The sequence below is a fragment of the Thalassospira sp. GO-4 genome (genome assembly GCF_023588965.1).
GTDB classification, from domain to species: domain Bacteria; phylum Pseudomonadota; class Alphaproteobacteria; order Rhodospirillales; family Thalassospiraceae; genus Thalassospira; species Thalassospira povalilytica.
Map to the genome: position 1 here is coordinate 553,950 of NZ_CP097807.1, position 18,851 is coordinate 572,800.

The following is an 18,851-nucleotide window of genomic DNA, read 5'->3' on the forward strand; positions in this document are numbered from 1 at the left end:
TGCCGATGTAAGGCGGCGCACCGCATTCAGGGTTTGGGTGCGTTTTCCGGTGATTTGATCGCGGGGCCGGATGGCGGCCGGAACCGGTCGGCAACAATGTGTGACGTGATCAGGGCGGTCATCATCGAAAGCGCGCCATAGGAATTCGAAATCGCGATTTCACGCGACACCAGGATATAGCGGCCGTCGCGGCAGGCCTTCAGGAAACGGCAGAAATCGGGAAAGATATCGTTCATTGCCCTGATTTCGGCCTTGGCGCCATTGTTGCGGTCATCGCGGAACGGATCGAATATGTAATCGGCATCAAGATCGGGAAGATATTCCGGGCTGACCTGAAGGCGGCCGGAAGGGGCGATATTGTCAATCAGTGCGGGGAATTTGAACCCGGCATCGCGCAGCACCCGCCCCAGTGATCGATAGGTATGATAGATATTGATCTTGCCATTAAGGGGTTGAAGCACACTGACGGTGATGTCCGACGGGTTCAGATTGCGTTTCAGGGCGGCGATATTGGCTTGATAACGGGCTTCTAGATATTTCAGGGCATCTTGCCGACCGGTCAGTTCGGCGAGCTTTTGATACACATGGGGGCCACCCCGCCGCGCGGCATCAAGTGAAACCGTCGGGGCAATCGCCTGAAGCGGTTCGATTGAACTGGCCCGGCCCGGGGCGGTGATGATCAGATCGGGCGCCAGGGCAGTGATGGTTTCAAGATCAATCTCGGTCGATCCGATATAGCGGATGTCGGAATTGTCAAAATCCACCCCGGTCAAAAGCCGGGATGACCGCAAATACGGCGTCCCGTCAAGGCCGATACGTCCGTGACTGGCGATTGGAAAAACGCCAAGTTCAATCAGCGGAATGGTGACATCCACATCATATAGCGAAATGATCCGCGTCGGATGGTCCGGCACCTCGACATCCCGGCCAAGATCATCAGTGAATGTTTTTGCCTGTACGTTCATGCCCCACAGAAGGACTGCGACGAAGGCGGCAATAGCGGATATGACCCGTCGGAATATGAAATGAGGAGATTGGGGGCGCGGGGAAATGCGATCGCGCGCAACCGGGTGCTGATTGCATGAAAACACAACGGGCATTGCCATCAAGATCGTCCTAAAGTTCATCGCGGCGTTTCCAAAGCAGGATCAGAAGAACCGGCACACCAATCACGGCAAGAACAATGCCGGCTGGCAGTTGCAGGGGTAAAAACGCAACCCGGCCAATGGTATCGGATGCCAGCAACAACAGCCCGCCGACCAGGGCGCTGGCCGCTAGAACCGATGCCTGACTGTGGTTGCCAATGACAAGTTTGGTCAGGTGCGGGGCGATCAGGCCGATAAAGCCGATCCCGCCAATGGTCGAGACACATGTTGCCGAAAGCATGGTTGCGGCTAGAAGCTGGATCGCCGATGTCCGGCCAAGCCGCACACCAAGTCCGGTGGCGGTCTGTGCGCCAAGGGACATGACATCAGCCGACCGTGCGCAGCCCAGAAGCAGCACAAAGTTGACAAGCAGAAGTCCCGCTGCGACCGGGACGATGTCCCAGGTGGCGGATGTCAGACTGCCGGTAACCCAAAGAAGCAATGGCTGGGCGTCGCTGGCATCAAGGGACACAAGGATCATGGCCACCAGTGCCGATAAAAACCACGACAGCCCGATACCGATCAGCACAAAGCGCAGGTTGGAGGTCGATCGCGCGATGGCAACCGTCATTGCAGCCACAAGCAAACCGCCAATCGTGCCCAGTAGCGGATATGAAATGGCGGGCAGGGACGGGCCAAACAGGATCAGGCACAAAATGACCAGAATAGATCCTTCGCGCACGCCAAGAAGCCCCGGATCCGCAAGACCATTACGAGTCAGTGACTGCATCGATGCACCCGAAAGCCCCAGCATCGCCCCGCACAAAACGGCAAGAACAACCCGTGGCAGACGCAGTTCTGTCAAGATCGCCTGTGCCGTGGGGGATAATGTCACATCACCCGACATGACGGCGATCAGACCGGTCGGCAGGATATCCTGACTGCCCAGTGTGATTGCCCAGAATACTCCGGCAATCAGCCCCGATGCCGCAAGGACAAGGATGACGGTGCGCACGATATGCAGGCGCATTTCAAGGCGGCCGATCCTGATCTGGTGATAGCCGGTGGCACGGGGCTGTTTGAATGGCATGGTCATCGCAGCGCCCTTGCCACCAGAATGATAAAGACCGGTGCGCCAACAAAGGCGGTGGCAAGTCCGGTGGGAATTTCATGGGGCAGCATCACAAGCCGCGCTGACAGATCGGCAAGAGCCAGCAAGCCCGCACCACCCAATGCGACAAGCGGTACGGACAATCGGTAATCGCTGACAAAGCGGCGCACCAGATTGGGCACAATCAACCCGACAAAGCCGATCGGACCTGCGATTGCGACCGCGATCCCGCAAAACAGGGCGGCGGCAATGATACCGATCAGGCGTACCCGACGAACGGAAATACCAAGTCCGGTTGCCACATCATCGCCAAGTGCCAGCGCATTCAGGCAACTTGAAACATAAAGCACGGCGATCACGGCTGGCACCAGCAACCAGGAAGACGCCCAAAGGGTATCCATCCGGGCCCCGGCCAGATCCCCGACCATCCAAAGTCGCACCTGATCAAGGGTGTCATCATCAAGAATAAGAATGGCCGATGTCACAGCAGACGCCAGCGCGGAAAAGGCAATCCCGCAAAAGGTGACCTTAAGTAACGTCATGCCCGATTTCCCGGCCGAGGCAAAAACAATCGTCGCCAGAAACAGCAATCCGCCACCGGTCGCGGCCATCAGCGGGCGGGCAATGCCGTCCGTGGCAAGGCCCACAGGGGCCGCCGTTGCCACAACAACCGCAAGTGTCGCCCCGGCGTTCAGTCCCAGAATATGGGGTTCGCCCAGCGGGTTGCGCAAAAGCCCCTGTAACAACAAACCCGACAGGCCAAGACACGCACCGGTGATCAGGGCCGCGACAAGCCGTGGCATGCGAATGGTTTGAAGAACGCGGTGATCAAAACTGCCGGCATCAAAACCGTTTGCAAGGCGAAGCAGGCTGTCCAGCCCGATCAGGCGCGGCCCGACCATAAGATAAAGCGTTGAAATCAGGACCAGCAGGGCGGCAAGGCCAAGGATCGGACGCGATGCCATATGTACCCCCGACAGCCGTTCCGTTCTCACGGTGCACATCCGGCCGGGGCGGCATTTGATGGTGATGCGGATGGCAAGGCGTGATCGCCAGCGTTATGGCGCGGAATGAAAACCGGGATGCCGGAATCCGGATCCACCAACCGGATGACGTCGGTGGAAAAAACATCTGAAATCAGGTTTGCAGAACAGGATTTCGGATCATCGATTGTGCAATGTATTTTGCCGTCTTTAAGGAAAATCAGGTGATCGGCATATTGCATGGCAAAGTTCAGGTCATGCAGAACGGTGACGATTGTCCGGCCGTGGCTGCGACACAATTCGGCGATCAGTTTCATAACATCGACCTGATAACGCAGATCAAGATAGGTTGTCGGTTCATCAAGCAGGATGATGTCGGTTTCCTGTGCCAGTGCCATGGCGATAAAGCACCGCTGGCGCTGACCACCGGACAAGGCATTGACCGGTGTTTGGGCAAAGCTTGCGGTGTCGGTGATTTCCATTGCGTGATGGACGGCCTTTTCGTCGGCATTGCTCCATTGCCGGAAAAGTCCCTGATGGGGGTAGCGACCGCGCGACACCAGATCATAGACATTAAGGCTTTCGGGCAGGACCGGGCTTTGCGGCAGAATGCCCAGTTTGCGGGCGACATCGCGTGTGGGCAGGGTATGGATATCCTTGCCGGCAAGGTAAACCGTGCCCTTTGCCGGGGACATCAGACGCGACAAAGTCGAAAGCAATGTCGACTTGCCAGAACCGTTCGGCCCGACCAGAACCGTGAGCCGGTTTTGCGGAATGGACAATGATATATCGTGCAAAACCGGTGTTTCGCGGAATGCAGCATGCAGTTTTTCTGCTGCCAATGGGGCAACATCGCGTGATGGAGCGTCTTTGATCATCGGGTGAGTCTTTGCGATTCCGCAGATTCCAAAAGCAAATGAGAAACATTTGCGACTGTAGTAGTCAAGAAACCAACGGTTATATTTTTTCACTTTTTATCGAAAACAGGGGTGATTTAGCGGTTTTCGACAGGTGTTTGATGGCATAAAAAGGTCGGAAACAGGCCGGTTTTGTGGCAATGGGTGAAACTAGGGTTTGACTACTACATAAATGACAATGATAACCACTCTCAAAGTAATTAAGAATAATTATTAACTGGAATTGTGAGTGTGGTTAGAATGAAGGTGCAACATTGTAAATTCGGGGCCTTGTTGCTGGCGTCGGTATCGATAAGCGGGGTGATGGTCAACCATGCCCGTGCCGCGGGCGAACAAGAAGCCGGCAGCCAGATCCAGCAGGTCGCTCAAGCCCAGCCAACCCAGAAGCAGTCAACCGACGAGACTGCAACATCGGTAACGACCCAGCCGGTCACCGTGACAGCAAGCCAGCGAAGCGGGGATGGCGATGATGCGGTTGACGGTTATCAGCCGGTCAGCACATCGGTGGCGACCCGGACCAAGACCCCGTTGATTGATGTGCCGCGGGTGGTCAATGTCGTCGGATCGCAGGTTATCGAAGATCAGGATGCGCGCAGCCTTGACGATGTTCTGGCCAATGTCAGCGGGGTGACGCAGACCAATACGCTTGGTGCGACGCAGGATGCAATCATTCGCCGCGGATTTGGATCGAACCGTGATGATTCCATTCTGGTGAACGGGCTTAAGGTTGCCACGCCGCGCAGCTTCAACATCACGGCCGATCATGTCGAAGTGGTCAAGGGGCCGGCATCGACATTATATGGCATTCTTGATCCCGGCGGGATGATCAATATCGTCACCAAGAAACCGCAATCCGAATTCGGTGGCGAGGTGAATACAAGCCTGACCAGTTTTGGCGGCGGCAATGCCGGGTTTGATGTGACCGGACCGCTGGTGGAAGACGGATCCCTGTCATTCCGGTTACTTGGCGATTACGAGAAAACCGATTACTGGCGCAATTTCGGGGAAACCGAACGACAGCAAATCGCACCGTCCCTTCGCTGGGAAGGCGATGAAACCGACATTACGCTAAGTTACTTCCACGAAAAATACAGTGTGCCGTTCGACCGCGGGACCATCTTTGATCTCAATACCGGCAAGGCGGTCAATGTTGATCCGGAAATTCGCTTTGACGAGCCCTATAACGTGACCAAGGGCAAGACCGATATGGTCCAGTTCGAAGTCAATCAGGATCTTGGCGATGCGTGGGAACTTGGCTTTGATTACAGCTTCAGCCGCAACAAATATGCCGACAATCAGGCGCGTGTGAGGTCCTATAATGCCAGCACCGGCGATGTGACCCGGCGCGCCGATGCGACACAGGATTCAACCCTGATCAAGCATTCCGTGCGTGCCGATCTGACTGGCGAGGTCGAGCTGGCCGGGCTGAAGAACGAGCTGCTGTTTGGCACGTCCTATGATTACAGTGATACGCTGCGTACGGATATGATCCGGTGTAGCAACGTCACCAATTTCAATATCTATAATCCGGTCTATGGCAATCTGGATGAATGTACGAACGTGTCGGCCAGCGACAGTGACCAGACCGAAACATTGTCGACTGTTTCGGCCTATGCGCGCGATGCCCTGCATCTGAATGACCAGTGGATCCTGGTCGGCGGGTTGCGTGTGCAATATTACGACATTCTGGCGGGCAAGGGACGGCCGTTTGTGACCAACACCGAACGTTATGGTCAGGAACTGATCCCCAATGGCGGTCTGGTATATAAGGCGACGCCGCAACTGTCGCTTTATACCAATGTTGCCAAGACCTTCCGTCCGCAATCCTCGATCGGCAGCTATGTCGGCAATATTGCCCCGGAAGAAGGTATTTCCTATGAAGTCGGCACGAAATACCAGGTCGCCAATGGTCTGACGACCAACATCGCCCTTTATACCAGCGAGAAAAACAACGTCGCCTATTCCGAAGATGTCGGTGGCGAAACCGTGGTCAAGGCGGCGGGAACCGTGCGTTCGCGCGGGCTTGAAATTGACGTGGCCGGGGCGCTTACCGAAAATCTCGACATTATCGCAAGCTATGGCTTTACCGATGCACGGGTGACAAAGGATCCCGAACTCAAGGGCAAGCGTCTTGCCAATGTGGCCCGCCATACCGGGTCGCTTTTCCTGGCCTATGATTTCGGGACTGCGGTGCCCGGTGCCAGCAACTTCCGGGCGGGCGGTGGTGTCCGTGCGGTCGGTGATCGTCCGGGGACCAACACCAATACCTATGACCTTCCGGCTTATGCGGTTGCGGACATGTTTGCGTCCTACACGATTGATGCCAGCAACCCGATTACCTTCCAGCTCAATCTGAAAAACATCTTTGACGAGGTGTATTACACCTCCTCGATTGGCACCAACAATCTGGGCAACCAGATCGGGGAGCCGTTCCAGGCAATCCTGAGTGCCAAAGTCGAATTCTGACATTCGCACGCAAAAATCAGATTTCCAAAACGGGGCGTTCGCGCCCCGTTTTTGTTAAGTCGGGTAGGCGGCCAATGCCATGCCCATGGGGGATAAGCAAACCATCCACACTGTGCTGTCCCTTAGCTCAACCGGATAGAGCAATAGAAAACTAACCTGTAGGTTAAAGGTTCTGGCCCCAGAAGAACCGTCATTGTTTGAGGTTTTGCCTGTGAATGTCGTAAGACAAACCAAAGATATTCGCACTAAAAGGTGGCGATAGCTGCCACTCTTTTAGATGTCTTCGATTAGCCTTTATGCGTGTCTGTGATTAGACGAAATGCTATGACCCAGTACTCTCTTGACGAAATTGCTAAATTTCTTAAGAGAAGCCAGATATGCTAGAATCAGCAGCCCTTGCAGACAAATTATAGTAGTGGCTATGGGGCTTAGTGCCAAGAAACTGATAATAGAGTACGTGCTTGCCTGATTGATCTTGGAATTCAGGTCATCGTAGTCTGTCACAGGGTACTCTTCAGTCCGGCGAAATCCAAATTGCAGAGCGTATGGTATAAGCATAATGGCTATCAACCAAGGAGCGGAAGAGTTAAGCAAATCTCCCTGCATAGTCTGCATCTTCATCGCTACGTGTTTAGGAGTGCGACTATCCAGGATGACCTCTGTAGCAAGTTCTGCAGCCTTGATGCGGACGCGCTGAGTTGCCCTCATGAGGCGATTACACAATAAGGCGTACGCTACAATAGTAATTGCAACTATTGCGATGTGCCATACGATTTGCTCAATCATTGTTTTCTTCCTGTCTGTCAGCGCCATTTTCATCGTCTTTACGGGCGATGGCGTTCTTTATTGCGTCACTGACTTCCTTGCCCATAGACTTCATGGCTTTTGGGATTAAGTTATAAACCATCCAACCTACAGCAAGCACTACTACCGCTAGAAGGGCTAGCGTCGTAATGAATAATTCGGGATTGCGCTCTGCAAAGTCAAGTATGAGCTTGGTCAGCGAAATCAAACTTTCGCTTGGTACTGTGTTTTCCCCCATTGCTTCCCCTTAACACCAGAACGTTTATCGACGTTGTAAGTTCCGGTTCTGTGACGATAAATTCGAAAACTCTGAATATCAGTTATTGTGAATGTCAGGCATAAGATGTCAAGATCGACTTATCGCCTGTTAGTAGAATTTTTTTCAAAACTGCGACTTATGATGGATTGTTTCGAGGGGGAGATTCTTGCTTGAAGTTAGAAGGTCCTAGAGTCGATCATTTGCAATCATTGAGATGTTTTGCCATTTAGTAGTAATCAACGTGCCGCCAAATACCGCCCCGGGCGATGGTTGAGCGCGATAATCAGGTTGAGCACGACTGCACCCAGGATCGAAAGCAGGACCTTGTCAAAGGGCAGGGTCAGAAACGCGATAATCAGGATCACCATATCGACGGCAAGCTGGAAGTAACCGGCGCGGATGCCGAAATGTTCCTGCAGATACAGGGCAAGGATATTGATCCCGCCAAGCCCCGCACGGTGGCGAAACAGCATGAGAAGGCCAATCCCCATCAGCGCACCGCCAGAGATTGCCGCATAGACCGGGTTGAGCATCTGAAAATCAACCAGCATCGGGGTCAGTTTTGAAAAACCCGATACAAGGCCGACCGCGATAAAGGTTTTGAGCGTGAAGGCAATGCCCATGCGCTTGAACGCCAGCCAATAGAAGGGCAGGTTGATCACAAAGAAAATCAGGCCAAAGGACAGCCCCGTCGCATGTTCGATCAAAAGCGCCGCCCCGGCTGTACTGCCGGTAACCAGAACGCTTTCGCTATAAAGCGTCACGCCAAGCGATACCACCATTGTGCCAAGCAGCAAAGCCAGCACATCTTCGTAAAGGCGATGGGAAATATCGTCCTTTTTCGACGGTGCCTGTGTGGCGGTGGATACGTTGGTATCGGTCATCGATGCGTTGGTTTGGGCCATGTCGGACAACAGTCTTTTGTCTGATGAATGGGATCAATTTACGCTTTTCGCATGTGCGAAACAAGCTGGCGTTGCAATGCAATGTCAATTCGCCCGTTTTTGATATTGCCGTGCAGGCCAACGCAAAAGACCGGCCCGAAAGGAGCCGGTCTTGGCAAAATCATGCGCGTCATTGTGCGGAATGGTCCGCGCAACAGCGTTCCGATCAGGCGGCTTCGTCCCATTTCGGGGCAAAGGACGGGTCAATCATGCGGCCATCGGGTTTTGACAGATTGTTGATTGCCGCCATGTCTTCATCGGACAATTCAAAATCAAAGATATTGAAATTGGCGGCGGCATTTTTCGGAGAGCCCGATTTCGGGATCGCCATGACGCTGTCTTGCTGCATCAACCAGCGCAAGGTGACCTGAATGCCGGATTTGCCGTATTTCGCACCGATACCCTTAAGCACCGGGTCATGCAACACCGTCCCGCGTGCAATCGGGCAATAGGCGGTCAGCAGCATGTCATGCGAACGCAGGTTTTCAAGCACCCGGGACTGATCAAGATAGGGGTGATATTCGACCTGGTTGACCGTCAGCGGAATGTTGCTGAGCGACACGGCCTTGTCGATCAGAGCAGTCGGGAAGTTTGAAATCCCGATCAGGCGCGTCATGCCAAGGTTTTTGACTTCGTTAAGGGCGGCCAGCGTTTCGGAAAGCGGGACTTCGTCGGTCGGCCAGTGCAAAAGCAGAAGATCGACATGGTCAAGATCAAGCTTGCGCAGGCTTTCAACGACCGACGTTTGCAAATCGCCGCTTTGGAACTTGTCGTACCAGACCTTGGTGGTCAGGAAATAGTCATCGCGCGCAAGACCCGATGCCTTAAGACCGCGACCAACGCCTTCTTCATTGTGATACATCTGGGCGGTATCAAAATGGCGATAGCCGATTTTGGCGGCCTCTGCGACCATTGTGGCCGCGTCATCATTATTGAGTTCGTATGTCCCAAATCCGAGGGCCGGAATTTCGATACCCTGCCAGTTCCGGTAAATCATGATGTGTTACCCCCTCTGTGTTTGATTGTTGTAATTGTGGCTGCTGTCATCGTCCTGTTCAAATGACGATCAGGTGTCAATTATGCGCTAACATGCGCCAGATTTAGTGCAATGCAACCAAACCGCAACCTGTACGGTTGGATGAAGTGCGCTGTTCAATGGGGAAGGACGTGCCACAGATGTCTTTGTGTCAAAAGACATTTTTGAAAAGAAAAAGGGCGACCGGGTATGTCGGGTCGCCCGAAGTTCAGGACTTAGAGTGAGGCTGTATCAAGCCAAGATCCAATCTGCACCTGAAACGGTTCGATATCCTTGATATGGCTCAAACCGGATCAACTTATGATGTTGGTGCTGTGTTCCCGGTTTCGCTGACCGCCGCATTGAGGTGATAAAGGGACTCCCGAATGACCTGGGGACCCAAATCCTTGGTGATGAAAACGATCTTTGATCGATGGTCGTCACTGGGCCAGGCCGGAAGCGATGCCGGCGGATGGAAAACATGCTGGACGGCGTGAATGGCGACCGGGGCGTGTTCACCGACAAGGTTCAGGATGCCCTTGACGCGCAAAAGGCTTTCGCCGCGCATCTGGGTAAAAATCTCGGCCCAGGTGACAAAGGCATCCCAATGCAGCGGCTCGTCAAAGGTGATGCAGAATGACTGAATGTGGTCGTCATGGCGGTTCACATCGTGGTCGTGACTATGATCATGACTGTGGCCGTGATGATCGTGACTGTGTGCATGGTCATGGGTCTCATCCCCGTGATGGTCATAGGCCTCGTCACGCAGCCATTTTTGCACATCCATGCTTTTGGTTTCGGGATCATAAAGGCCGGCATTGAACAGCTTGGATACCGCGATATCGCCATTTATCACCTGATAGATCGGGGCGGCGGGGTTCAGGGCACGCAGGCGGGCTTCAAGGGCGGTGCGCGTCGTATCATCGGCCAGATCGGATTTGGTCATCAGGATACGGTCGGCGACTGCGGCCTGTTTGACGCTTTCGGGGTGCTGGTCAAGCTGCCCGGACCCATGGATGGCATCCACCGTGGTCACGACGCTATCGAGACGGAACTTGGTGGTCAGCAGCGGATCAGTCATCAGCGTATGAAGGATCGGTGCCGGGTCGGCAAGCCCCGTGGTTTCAATGATCACCCGGTCAAAGGCCGGGATTTCGCCACGCGTGCGTTTGACAAACAGATCGCGCAGCCCCGAAATCAGATCACCCCGTACCGAACAGCAAATGCAGCCGGAATTCAGCAACACCACATCTTCGGAGACTTCGCGCACCAAAAGGTGATCAAGCCCGATTTCGCCAAATTCATTGATCAGGACGGCTGTACTGTCCATGCCGTCCTGGGTCAGAAGGGCATTCAGAAGGGTGGTCTTGCCGCTGCCCAGAAAGCCGGTAATGACGGTGGTGGCAATGCGTTCAAACTGTTCGTCGGAAATGGCCATGTCGTATATGTCTTGTTTTCTGTCTTATTTCTTGCCGTACAATTCATCGACCGAGACTTCCGGTTGGGAAATCACGACTTCCTGTCCATCGCGGGCGGCGAAATAAAAACAGTTGCGACGCCCCGTGTGGCAGGCAACGCCAAGCTGGTCGACCTGTACCAAGACGGTGTCCTGATCGCAGTCATAGCGGAAATCGACAAGTTTCTGCACTTGGCCAGAGCTTTCACCCTTGCGCCAGAGCTTGCCACGCGACCGCGAGAAATAGCACACCCGACCGGTTTCAAGCGTTTCAAGCACCGCATCACGGTTCATCCACGCCATCATCAGGACTTCACCCGTGTCATGCTGCTGGGCGATTGCCGGGATCAGGCCGTTTTCATTGAATTTGAGTTTATCGGCAATTTGCGGGTTGGCAGCCGTCATGGGGATGCTCCGGTCGATGAAGGTTGACTTTTTATGTTCGGCACGTCAGAAAATGATATATTATAACATTTCATCAGATGCCATGGCTTTTTGGCGCTTTTGGGAAATCAATTGGATCAAAAGCGTTCAGCCAGCGAGACGAGATATCCAGATATGAGCGATCTTTTCCCGAAAAAGGGCCACGATCACGACAGATGTGTGCATAGCGCACTTGCGCAGGCCGAAAAAGTCTGTGATGCGGAAAATGCACGCTTTACCGATATGCGCCGCAAGGTCTTTACCCTGATCTGGCAATCGCACAAGGCAGTGACGGCTTATGAACTGCTTGATGCGCTGACTGCCGAAGGGCAGCGCGTGCAGCCGCCAACGGTTTATCGGGCGCTGGAATTCCTGACTGAACTTGGTCTGGTGCATCGGATTGAATCGCTTAATGCCTATTTCGGCTGTGACCGGCCCGATTGTGAACATCTGGGGCAGTATTTCATCTGTACCGATTGTGGCCGTGTTGCCGAGGCCGTGAATGAAGACATGAGCAACGCCGTGCGCAAGGCCGCACGTGGTGTCGGGTTCACCATCGAAGCAACCACGGTCGAGATCAAGGGGCTGTGCCATGACTGCGCCACTCATTGAGGGGCGGGGGCTTACCCTGTCATTCGGGGGCGAGCGGGTTCTCGATCAGGTATCAATCTCCATCCGCGCAGGCGAAATCATTACCCTGATCGGGCCAAATGGTGCGGGCAAATCGACATTGGTCAAGACATTGCTGGGCTTGCAAAAGCCCGATAGCGGTGATGTCATCCGCAAACCGGGCCTTCGGGTGGGCTATGTTCCCCAGAAGCTTGCAATTGATCAGGTTTTGCCGCTGACAGTGAAGCGTTTCCTGACCCTGACACGGTCGGCAAGCCGTTCAGATTGTGAACAGGTCCTGGCGCAAGTTGGTGCAACCCATGTGATTGATGCCCAAATGAGCAGCCTTTCCGGTGGCGAGGCGCAGCGCGTGATGCTGGCGCGCACCCTTTTGCTGCGTCCTGAATTGCTGGTACTTGATGAACCGACGCAGGGCGTCGATGTCAGCGGGCAGGCCGATTTGTATCGTCTGATTGATGAAATCCGCCGTGAACTTGATTGCGCGGTTCTGATGATTTCGCATGATTTGCATCTGGTGATGGCCAAGACCGATCAGGTGGTCTGTTTTAATCGTCATGTCTGTTGTTCGGGGCAGCCCGAAACTGTGCGCCAGCATCCGGAATACCGGTCGCTGTTTGGTGTGCGTGAAGCCGATGCAATCGGTATCTATACCCACGAACATGATCATGAACATGACCTTTCCGGGCATGTTGTTGGGGGATGCGGGCATGATCATTCGCATGACCATTCCCATCACCATCACGACGACCATCGACACCACCACCATCATGGCGATGCACATGCGCACAAAGAGGCAGACACAGCAAAATGATCGATGATTTCCTTTTGCGGGCCATTGTTGGCGGGGTTCTTCTGGCTTGTGTTTGCGGTCCGTTCGGGGCGTTTATCGTCTGGCGGCGCATGGCGTTCTTTGGCGATATGCTGGCCCATTCGGCGTTGCTCGGGGTTGCGCTTGGCCTTCTGATCGGGGTGGATGTGCGGCTTGGCATGATTGCCACCTGTCTTGCCAGTGCACTGCTTCTGGCCTATGGGCAGCGGCAATCAAAGATCGGTAGTGACACGGTTCTGGGGATGCTGGCCCATTCGACATTGGCGCTGGGCATGGTGGCGCTGGCCTTTGTCCAGGGTGTTGCGGTCGATATCATGGCCTATCTGTTTGGCGATATCCTTGCCATTACCATGGGCGATATCTGGCTTATGGCCGGTGGCGGGGCATTTGCCATTGCCGGTCTGATCTGGATGTGGCGGCCGTTGCTGGCATTGACAGTCAGTCCCGAAATTGCCGCGGCCGAAAGCATTCCGGTCGAACGGCTGCGCCTGATTTTCATGTTGCTGATGGCGCTTGTGATCGGTCTTGCGATCAAGATTGTCGGGGTGTTGCTGATCACGGCCCTTCTGATTGTACCGGCCGCCAGTGCGCGGTTCTTTGCCAGAACCCCCGAACAGATGGCGATTGGTGCGGCATTGTTTGGTACGGGTGCGGTTCTGGCGGGGATTGCCATGTCATGGCATGTGGATACGCCAGCGGGGCCCAGCATCGTTATTTCAGCGGCAGGTTTGTTTGTGATCAGTTCAATCGTGATGATGGGGTTGCGGCGTTCCTGAAATGCCATACCCGACAGAATTGGTTTTAAAGAAAACGGCGCGGAAGTTACCGCGCCGTTTGTTGTTTGGGGCAAACTTGCTTCAGGCGGATTTCAAGCGTTCGAACCCGGCTTCAAGATCGGCAATCAGATCATCAGGATCTTCCAGGCCGATATGAAGGCGGATGAGCTGGCCGTCTTCGTCCCATTTGGTGGCGGTGCGGATTTTGGTCGGGTCCGATGGCAGGATCAGGCTTTCAAATCCGCCCCAGCTAAAGCCCATGCCAAACAGTTCCATATGATCGACCATATTGGCCAGTTGCGGCTTGGAAACCGGTTTCATCACAAAGGAAAACAGGCCGCAGGCACCTGAAAAATCACGTTTCCAGATGGCATGGCCCGGATCATCGGGCAGGGCTGGGTGCAGAACGCGTTTGACTTCGGGGCGTGACTGCAACCAGTTGGCGACTTTAAGGCCGCTTTGATGATGCTGTTTCATGCGCACCCCAAGGGTGCGAAGACCGCGCTGTGCCAGATAGCAGTCATCAGGGCCAATCGCGTCACCGGAAATGATGATCTGTTTTTTGATGGTCAGAAGGTCTTCTTCGGTGGCGGTCGTAATGGTGCCCATCATGACATCCGAATGACCGACGATATATTTGGTGCCGGCCTGAACCGAAACATCGACCCCCAGTTCAAACGGACGGCACAGGATCGGAGACGCCCAGGTGTTATCAAGCAGCACCTTGACGCCGCGCGCATGGGCGGCATCGGCAATTGCCGGAATGTCCTGCATCTCGAAAGTCAGGGAGCCGGGGCTTTCACACCAGACAAGCGCGGTATTGTCGCGGATCAGACCGGCAATATCCGCCCCGATGGTTGGATCATAATATTCGGTTTCAACCCCGAACTTCTTAAGGAAGGTGTTGCACAGATTGCGAGTCGGATAATAGGTGCTGTCAGTGACCAGAATATGATCGCCCGGTTTGACAAAGGCCAAAATCGAATTGGTGATGGCTGCAACACCCGATGACACACAAAGCGTGCCAAAGCCGCCTTCGAGTTCGGCAACCGCCTCTTCGAGCAGGAAGCGGGTCGGGGTGCCGTGACGGCCATAGGTGACTTTGCCCGGTGCCGACGCACCTGCCTTTTCCAGTTCGGCAAGGCTGTCAAACAGGATAGTCGATGCGTGCAATACGGGCGGGTTGACCACGCCGTGATACTGACTGGACCGGCGTCCGGCGTGAACCAGTCGGGTTGCCGTTTTTTTGGGGCTTTTGGCGGACATTGGTGGTGCATCTCCTTGATCGTCTGTCTGGCACATGGTCGTTTCATGCCGCTTTATTAGGGTTAAGACAAACCATCTTGGCGGGCGTCCTTCAAGGATTTTTGCGCAAAAGTCATTGTGAAATCAGTGATCCGGGTTATTTCTGTCAAATGCCTTGTTCGGGAAATCCTTCTGCCGGGGCATCAAATAACGATTTCAAATGGGGGCCCCGTGATCGATCTTCAGGATTTCTGTGCTGCGCGCCGCGCAATTTCAGACCATATGCGCTTGACGCCGGTTTTCGCGGCCGGAAGTTTTGCCGACAATACGGCTTTTGGCGGTGTGAAACACATGCCGGAGCTGTTCCTGAAGCTTGAAAACATGCAGGTCACCGGTTCTTTCAAGGCACGTGGCGCCATGAATGCGGCACTCGCCCTTGATGCCGAAAAAAGATCGGTCGGGCTTTGCACAGCATCGGGCGGCAATCATGGCATGGGGGTGATCCATGCGGCGCGGACCCTTGGTGTGCCGGTCAAAATCTTTTTGCCAACCAATACCCCGAAGCCGAAAGTCGAAAAGCTGCGTGCACAGGGCGTTGATGTTGCCCTGATCGGGGCGGTCTGGGATGACGCCAACCGGGCCGCAATGGACCATGCGCGTGAAAGCGGCATGGCCTATATCCATCCCTTTGCTGATCCCAAAGTGATTGCTGGGCAGGGCACCATCGCGCTGGAGCTTCTTGAGCAGCAACCTGATCTTGATACGCTAGTTGTCGCAATTGGTGGCGGCGGACTGATTTCCGGTGTGGCAACAGCGGCGCGTCTGTTGCGGCCATCGATCCGGGTGATCGGGGTGGAACCCACCGGGGCTGCCACCCTGTTTGAAAGCATCAAGGCCAACGAAGTCGTGACCTTGCCAAGCGTGAACACGGCGGCCACCAGTCTGGCACCGCGTCAGTCATCGGCATTGAATATCGACCTGATTGGCAAGAATGTCGATCGCATCGCCCTTGTCAGTGACGAGGAAATGCAAAAGGCGGCAAGCTGGCTTTGGAAGGATTTGGGGATCGCAGTCGAACTTTCGGCTGCTGCCGGGATTGCCGCGATCATGACGGACCGTTTGGGGGTGGATGATCCGGGCCGGGTTGGTGTGATCATCTGTGGCACCGGAACCGACGGCATCAAATAGGGCGAAATCGCCATATGCAGATCATGCGGCGGGCAGGGTGTATCCTTGCCCGTTTTTGTTTGTGTGTTGGGCAAATAAAAAGGGATGAAACCGTTGGGCTTCATCCCTTTTTAAACCAGACGCCATCTGAAATCAGAAGGCGCGGAATTTTGTAGCGTCGCAAACCGCCAAAGAGCAAGAGCTCTCCAGGACGGAATTACATCTTCGGCTCGACCACCTGACGACCACGGTACATACCGGTGTTCGGGTCAATGTGGTGCGGGCGATGCAGTTCGCCGGTCTCTTTGTCTTCGCGGTACGAGCCCTTGGCGAGCTTGTCATGCGAGCGACGCATGCCCTGACGGGACTTGGTCACTTTTTTCTTTGGCACTGCCATGGGTCATCATCCTCTGGCTTGGGTAAACTCAGGCGCGCTTGTTACCTTGCGCGGTCGGGAAAGTCAACGACCAAAGTTCCAGAATCTGCATTATTTGCATTTTCCGGCCCACTTCCGGTATCAGGCGCGTCACCACCAGATTGGCCATCACGATCAACATGATGATCAATATGCGGGATCAGCCCGACATCGCGCGGATCGTCAACAATATCCGTTCGCTGGTCGTATACAACAAAGCCTGCCTTTTGGTAAGCCCCCAATGCACTTGGATGATCAAGTGTGCAGGTATTTACGGTAATCCGCGATGGTTTGAGGCTCCAGGCCGTGTCAATCGCCCAGTCCAGCAGGTATTTGCCATACCCCTTGCCAATGAATTCCGGGATCAGGCCCATATAATGCAGGTCAATGACCCCGTCATTTTCAAGGCCGGTCAGATCAAGCTCGCAATAGCCGGCCGGCACACCGGCAACATACAGCACATACACATGGGTATGCGGGCTTGCCAGGATCGGGGCCAGTTCATCATCGCTCATCAGGCGGCGTTGCCACCACAACCACGGTTCACCGACCGTATTATAAAGGTAGCGGTAAAATGACAATGTGGGGTCTTCGGCTCGGATGACCGCGACCTTGCCCGGTGGGATAATTGCCGGCGGGCGGTCAGGCGGGCTTTGCATTTCAAGGAAGCTTACAACAACTTCCAGCTTGCGCGGATTGGATGGGGTCATTGGTCTAAACTCTTGCGCATGATCATGTTTTGACTGTTGTCCGTTGTTTCCGGACGGGTGGCGTTGTCATGCCAGTCATAGCCGAGTTTGGCGTAAAAATCACCCGCTGTGGCATTTTCGATGGTGACGCGGACTTCTGACAGGCCGCTGGCGCGCAGGATATCTTCGGCCAGGGTGACAAGTTCGCGGCCGATGCCAAGATTCTGCGCATCCGCTGCAATGGCCAGATAATGGATCCAGCCATGAAATTCATCATGACCGGTCATCATGGTGGCGATGATCTGGCGGTTTGTCGGGTGGCGGGCGATGATTAGGCTGCCATGATCGGCATTGATGCAATTCTCGATATCCTGCCTGGCGTCGCGAATGGCGGGGATCAGGCCGGTTGCAATCCACAATGTGGTGATTGCGGCGATATCGTCGCGGGTCGGGGATTTAAGCTGCTCAAGAATGATGCCTGCTTCGTCACCGGGTGTTTTCTGACCGGGGTCAGGAAAACCGGAACCAAATTGTGACGCAGCAGGCATGTCAAACTCTCGATGCTTTAAATCTCGATACTTTAAATATGTGATCAACCCGACTGGTCGGGTTTGACCGGGCCGTAATCATGCAGGGCCGGTGGCAACCGGGCTGTCTTCGGTGGTGGCCCATTGCGCCCAGGAGCCGTCAAAAACCGCGACCTGTTTGTTGGCGGCAATATAGGCACCCATGGCAAGAACGCAGGCGGTGACACCCGATCCGCAGGTGGTAACGATCGGCTTTTCCAGATCAACACCGGCATCTTCGAAGGCAGCGCGGATTTCGGCGGCCTCCTTAAAGGTGCCATCCGCATTCAACAGCACATTGAAGGGCAGGTTGAAGGAGCCCGGAACATGGCCCGACTTGCCCCACGGGTCGGCAACTTCGCCGCGGAACCGTTCGCCCGCACGGGCATCGACAAGCTGTTCACGCTTTGTCGTGACGTTTGACATCACCTGATCAATTTCACGCAACAGGAAGCTGTTGGCGCGTGCGGTAAAATGACGTTCACGCGGCGGGGTCGGTGCATCGGTCACGGGATGGCCTTCAGCCAGCCATTTCGGCAGGCCGCCATCCAGAACAACCACGTCATTATGGCCAAAGTGACGCAGCATCCACCAGGCCCGACAAGCAGCAAGGGCAGAACCGGTCTGACCGTAAACAACGATCCGCACCCCGTCGCCAAGGCCAAGTTTGCGGACCTTGGCCGAAAACTTGATGGCATCAGGCATCATGTGCGGCAGTGGTGCACTGTCGTCAGCGGCAATTTCATCAATATCAAAAAAGACAGCGCCTGGAATGTGCCGGGCGTCATAAATTTCGCGGGCATTTTTATTGTCGGCTGGCATGTACCAGCTTGCATCCACGACGCGCACATCTGGTGCGTCGAGGTGATCCGCCAGCCACTGGGTGGAAACCAGGGCGTCAGCCACATGGGCGGAAAGTGGGTTATTCATGGACAAGCTCCGGTTGGCAATGTGGTGGGTATTGCACGATCCCGGTTGGTCCCGGGATCATTATGTTATGGGGTCCTGATGGTCTTTTGTGACTTCTTGTCGTTAAAATTCTAATGGCAAATTTGTAATGGCAGTAATGGC

19 protein-coding genes are annotated in these 18,851 nt (G+C 54.6%); 5 read left to right on the top strand and 14 right to left on the bottom strand.

From position 1 onward, the window contains the following. Positions 1-26 precede the first annotated feature (26 nt). The 4 genes from M9H61_RS02715 to M9H61_RS02730 form a co-directional block, all read right to left on the bottom strand. Positions 27-965 (bottom strand): ABC transporter substrate-binding protein, encoded by a 939-nt coding sequence (locus M9H61_RS02715; protein WP_250283242.1) that lies wholly within the window; start codon positions 963-965, stop codon positions 27-29. A gap of 151 nt (positions 966-1,116) precedes the next feature. Beyond that, positions 1,117-2,181 (bottom strand): iron ABC transporter permease, encoded by a 1,065-nt coding sequence (locus tag M9H61_RS02720; RefSeq protein WP_250283245.1) that lies wholly within the window; start codon positions 2,179-2,181, stop codon positions 1,117-1,119. Further along, positions 2,178-3,191 (bottom strand): iron ABC transporter permease, encoded by a 1,014-nt coding sequence (locus M9H61_RS02725; RefSeq protein WP_250283247.1) that lies wholly within the window; start codon positions 3,189-3,191, stop codon positions 2,178-2,180. Before M9H61_RS02725 ends, M9H61_RS02720 begins: the two co-directional genes overlap by 4 nt. Then, positions 3,188-4,057 carry an ABC transporter ATP-binding protein gene (locus M9H61_RS02730; RefSeq protein WP_250283249.1) on the bottom strand — a complete coding sequence of 290 codons (870 nt, stop codon included), beginning with the start codon at positions 4,055-4,057 and terminating at the stop codon, positions 3,188-3,190. Before M9H61_RS02730 ends, M9H61_RS02725 begins: the two co-directional genes overlap by 4 nt. Before the next feature lie 279 nt (positions 4,058-4,336). Between M9H61_RS02730 and M9H61_RS02735 the strand changes: the two genes are divergently transcribed. Then, on the top strand, positions 4,337-6,562 hold the full coding sequence (locus M9H61_RS02735) for a TonB-dependent siderophore receptor (protein WP_206927453.1): 2,226 nt from the start codon (positions 4,337-4,339) through the stop codon (positions 6,560-6,562). 778 nt (positions 6,563-7,340) lie between these two features. Here the strand turns inward: M9H61_RS02735 and M9H61_RS02740 are convergent. The 5 genes from M9H61_RS02740 to hisI all read right to left on the bottom strand — a co-directional run bounded on the left by M9H61_RS02740 (position 7,341) and on the right by hisI (position 11,445). After that, a complete protein-coding gene (locus tag M9H61_RS02740) occupies positions 7,341-7,604 on the bottom strand; it encodes a photosystem II protein Y (RefSeq protein ID WP_250283252.1) in 264 nt (87 codons plus the stop codon). 257 nt (positions 7,605-7,861) lie between these two features. Beyond that, positions 7,862-8,530, bottom strand: coding sequence for a YitT family protein (locus M9H61_RS02745; RefSeq protein WP_371922202.1), 669 nt, complete (start codon positions 8,528-8,530; stop codon positions 7,862-7,864). Positions 8,531-8,735: 205 nt separating this feature from the next. Next, on the bottom strand, positions 8,736-9,566 hold the full coding sequence (locus M9H61_RS02750; protein ID WP_250283256.1) for an aldo/keto reductase: 831 nt from the start codon (positions 9,564-9,566) through the stop codon (positions 8,736-8,738). 337 nt (positions 9,567-9,903) lie between these two features. Then, positions 9,904-11,022, bottom strand: a complete 1,119-nt coding sequence (locus M9H61_RS02755; protein ID WP_250283258.1) for a GTP-binding protein — start codon at positions 11,020-11,022, stop codon at positions 9,904-9,906. A 24-nt stretch (positions 11,023-11,046) separates the two neighbouring features. Beyond that, positions 11,047-11,445 (bottom strand): phosphoribosyl-AMP cyclohydrolase, encoded by a 399-nt coding sequence (hisI, locus tag M9H61_RS02760; protein ID WP_206927456.1) that lies wholly within the window; start codon positions 11,443-11,445, stop codon positions 11,047-11,049. 153 nt (positions 11,446-11,598) lie between these two features. Between hisI and M9H61_RS02765 the strand changes: the two genes are divergently transcribed. The 3 genes from M9H61_RS02765 to M9H61_RS02775 are packed head-to-tail and all read left to right on the top strand — an operon-like array spanning position 11,599 to position 13,698. Then, complete coding sequence (locus M9H61_RS02765) at positions 11,599-12,075, top strand: Fur family transcriptional regulator (RefSeq protein WP_068519296.1); 477 nt, start codon at positions 11,599-11,601, stop codon at positions 12,073-12,075. Beyond that, a complete protein-coding gene (znuC, locus tag M9H61_RS02770) occupies positions 12,056-12,904 on the top strand; it encodes a zinc ABC transporter ATP-binding protein ZnuC (RefSeq protein ID WP_101246050.1) in 849 nt (282 codons plus the stop codon). Before M9H61_RS02765 ends, znuC begins: the two co-directional genes overlap by 20 nt. Next, positions 12,901-13,698 carry a metal ABC transporter permease gene (locus M9H61_RS02775; protein WP_170310146.1) on the top strand — a complete coding sequence of 266 codons (798 nt, stop codon included), beginning with the start codon at positions 12,901-12,903 and terminating at the stop codon, positions 13,696-13,698. The genes znuC and M9H61_RS02775 overlap by 4 nt, the downstream gene beginning before the upstream one ends. 81 nt (positions 13,699-13,779) lie before the next feature. Here M9H61_RS02775 and metC read toward each other — a convergent pair whose 3' ends face one another. Then, positions 13,780-14,964 carry a cystathionine beta-lyase gene (gene metC, locus M9H61_RS02780; RefSeq protein WP_114112498.1) on the bottom strand — a complete coding sequence of 395 codons (1,185 nt, stop codon included), beginning with the start codon at positions 14,962-14,964 and terminating at the stop codon, positions 13,780-13,782. A 210-nt stretch (positions 14,965-15,174) separates the two neighbouring features. On the opposite strand from metC, the gene M9H61_RS02785 reads away from it, so the two are divergent. Further along, positions 15,175-16,131, top strand: coding sequence for a threonine/serine dehydratase (locus M9H61_RS02785; RefSeq protein WP_250283260.1), 957 nt, complete (start codon positions 15,175-15,177; stop codon positions 16,129-16,131). Positions 16,132-16,327: 196 nt separating this feature from the next. On the opposite strand, the gene rpmF is transcribed toward M9H61_RS02785, so the two are convergent. The 4 genes from rpmF to M9H61_RS02805 all read right to left on the bottom strand — a co-directional run bounded on the left by rpmF (position 16,328) and on the right by M9H61_RS02805 (position 18,710). Then, positions 16,328-16,507, bottom strand: a complete 180-nt coding sequence (gene rpmF / locus M9H61_RS02790) for a 50S ribosomal protein L32 (protein ID WP_007090029.1) — start codon at positions 16,505-16,507, stop codon at positions 16,328-16,330. A 41-nt stretch (positions 16,508-16,548) separates the two neighbouring features. Then, positions 16,549-17,235 (bottom strand): GNAT family N-acetyltransferase, encoded by a 687-nt coding sequence (locus M9H61_RS02795; protein ID WP_250283262.1) that lies wholly within the window; start codon positions 17,233-17,235, stop codon positions 16,549-16,551. Continuing rightward, a complete protein-coding gene (locus M9H61_RS02800) occupies positions 17,232-17,762 on the bottom strand; it encodes a GNAT family N-acetyltransferase (RefSeq protein ID WP_114112496.1) in 531 nt (176 codons plus the stop codon). Before M9H61_RS02800 ends, M9H61_RS02795 begins: the two co-directional genes overlap by 4 nt. Before the next feature lie 78 nt (positions 17,763-17,840). Then, on the bottom strand, positions 17,841-18,710 hold the full coding sequence (locus M9H61_RS02805; RefSeq protein ID WP_250283265.1) for a sulfurtransferase: 870 nt from the start codon (positions 18,708-18,710) through the stop codon (positions 17,841-17,843). Between the last annotated feature and the right edge of the window lie 141 nt (positions 18,711-18,851).